General features: G+C 74.0%; 2 protein-coding genes. Both read left to right on the top strand.

From position 1 onward, the window contains the following. On the top strand, nucleotides 1-1092 hold a 1092-nt coding region (locus tag VIU94_RS20855; protein ID WP_331913351.1), incomplete at its 5' end, for a sensor histidine kinase. Continuing rightward, nucleotides 1089-1742 carry a response regulator gene (locus tag VIU94_RS20850; RefSeq protein WP_331913350.1) on the top strand — a complete coding sequence of 218 codons (654 nt, stop codon included), beginning with the start codon at nucleotides 1089-1091 and terminating at the stop codon, nucleotides 1740-1742. The genes VIU94_RS20855 and VIU94_RS20850, both read left to right, overlap by 4 nt. Nucleotides 1743-1889 lie beyond the last annotated feature (147 nt).

Below are 1889 nucleotides of genomic sequence, written 5' to 3'. Positions count from 1 at the left end.
GTGCCGACCTGGTGGCATCTCGTCCCGCTCGCCCTCGCGGCCGCGGCGCTCGTGCTCAAGCGGCGCCGGCCGCTCGCCGTGCAGACCGTCGTCGCCCTCTGCTTCGGGGCAGATCTGCTGATCGGGAGCAGCATCGCGATGGTGGTGGTGCTCTGGGACGCGCTCTTCGCCGGCCAGCTGCACGGATCGCCGCTGGCGCGACGCATCGCCACCGTCGCCGTCGCGGTGGCCATAGGTGCCGCGGTCGTCGCCTCCGCCGCGGCCACCTCGGACCCGCGCACCCCCGTCGTCCTCGCGCTCACCCTCTTCGCGATCGTCGTCACCCCGATGTGGTGGGGCAGCAACGTACGCCAGGGCAGCGAGCTCGCCGATGCCGCCGACGACCGTGCCCGGCTCGAGCGGGAACGCAGCGCCGCGCTGCTGCGCCTGGCCGACGCCGAGCGGCACGACGCGGTCCGCGCCGAGCGCTCCGCGGTGGCCCGGGACCTGCACGACGTCGTCGCCTCCCACCTGTCCGCCATCGCACTGACCTCGGGTGCGGCGCTGGCCGGTGAGCACGACCCGGAGCGGGACCGGGCGGCGCTGCGGTCGGTGCGGGCCGAGAGCCTGGCCTCGCTCGATGACATGCGCGCGATGATCCGCGTCCTGCGCTCCGACGGCGATCCCGGCGACGCCGAGGACCTCACCGCCGCCTCCCGCGCCGCCAACCTCGGCCCCGTCCTGGAGCAGGCGCGACTGGCAGGTCTGCCGCTGCGCGTCGACGACCCCGGCGGGCTCCTGGACGGTGCCGACCTCGCGCTGCCGGTCTCGGTCGACCACGCCGTCTACCGGATCGTGCGCGAGTCCCTGACCAACGTGCTCAAGCACGGTGGCGGCACCACTCAGCTGCGCCTGATCCCCGGCGACACCCTCGAGATCGAGGTGACCGATGCCGGCGCCGCGAAGGAGCCCGCGGCAGAGGCCGGCACCGGCACCGGACTGGTGTCGATGCGCGAACGCGCCGAGGCCCTCGGCGGCACGTTCGAGGCCGGCCCCGACGGCCCCGGCTGGCGGGTCCGGTCGATCCTGCCGCTCCCGGGAGCGAGTGCATGATCCGGGTCCTGCTCGCCGACGACCACGCCGCCATCCGCGCCGGCCTGCGCATGCTGCTGGCCACCGCCGGCGACATCGAGGTGGTGGGGGAGGCCGCCGACGGCGCGACCGCGGTCGCCAACGCGCGGGCGCTGCGCCCCGACGTCGTGCTGATGGACGTACGCATGCCCGGCACCGACGGCGTGACCGCGACGCGCCAGGTCGTGGAGGAGGGGCTCGCCGACGTACTCGTGCTCACCACCTTCGACCTGGACGAGTACGTCTTCGGTGCCCTCCGTGCCGGCGCGGCCGGCTTCCTGCTCAAGTCGGCGGAGGCGAACGACCTGGTCGACGCGGTCCGGCACGTCGCCGCGGGCGACGGCGTGGTCGCCCCGGAGGTGACCCGCCGGGTGCTCGCCGAGCTTGCCGGCGCGCCGGACCGATCCGGCCCGGCGGCCACGCCCGGCGTACCTCTTCCCGCGGATCTCACACCCCGGGAGAGGGACGTGCTCGCCGCCCTGGGACAGGGCCTGTCCAACGCCGAGATCGCCCAGCGGCTGGTGATCTCCGAGGCGACCACGAAGACCCACGTCTCCCGCGTCCTGGCGAAGCTCGGGGTCGCCTCGCGGGTCCAGGCGGCGATCGTGGCCCGCGAGGCGGGCGTCGTCTGAAGACGCGCTCACACCCCAGAGTTCACCGGTTCGTGACCTTCGGAGCCCCCATCCGGACGCGCCAGGTAGCAGAATTACCAACCGTCCGTAACGCACACACTGGAGGATTCATGTCCGGGAAGAACCGCTCCGTGCTCACGATGATCA

This window comes from Streptomyces sp., from assembly GCF_036566765.1.
Taxonomy (GTDB): Bacteria; Actinomycetota; Actinomycetes; order Streptomycetales; family Streptomycetaceae; genus Streptomyces.
This window is presented reverse-complemented; position numbering and strand designations above follow the sequence as displayed.

Coding starts and splice junctions, on each gene's coding strand:
- VIU94_RS20850 (WP_331913350.1), top strand. CDS start 1,089: ATGATCCGGGTCCTGCTCGCCGACGACCACGCCGCCATCCGCGCCGGC.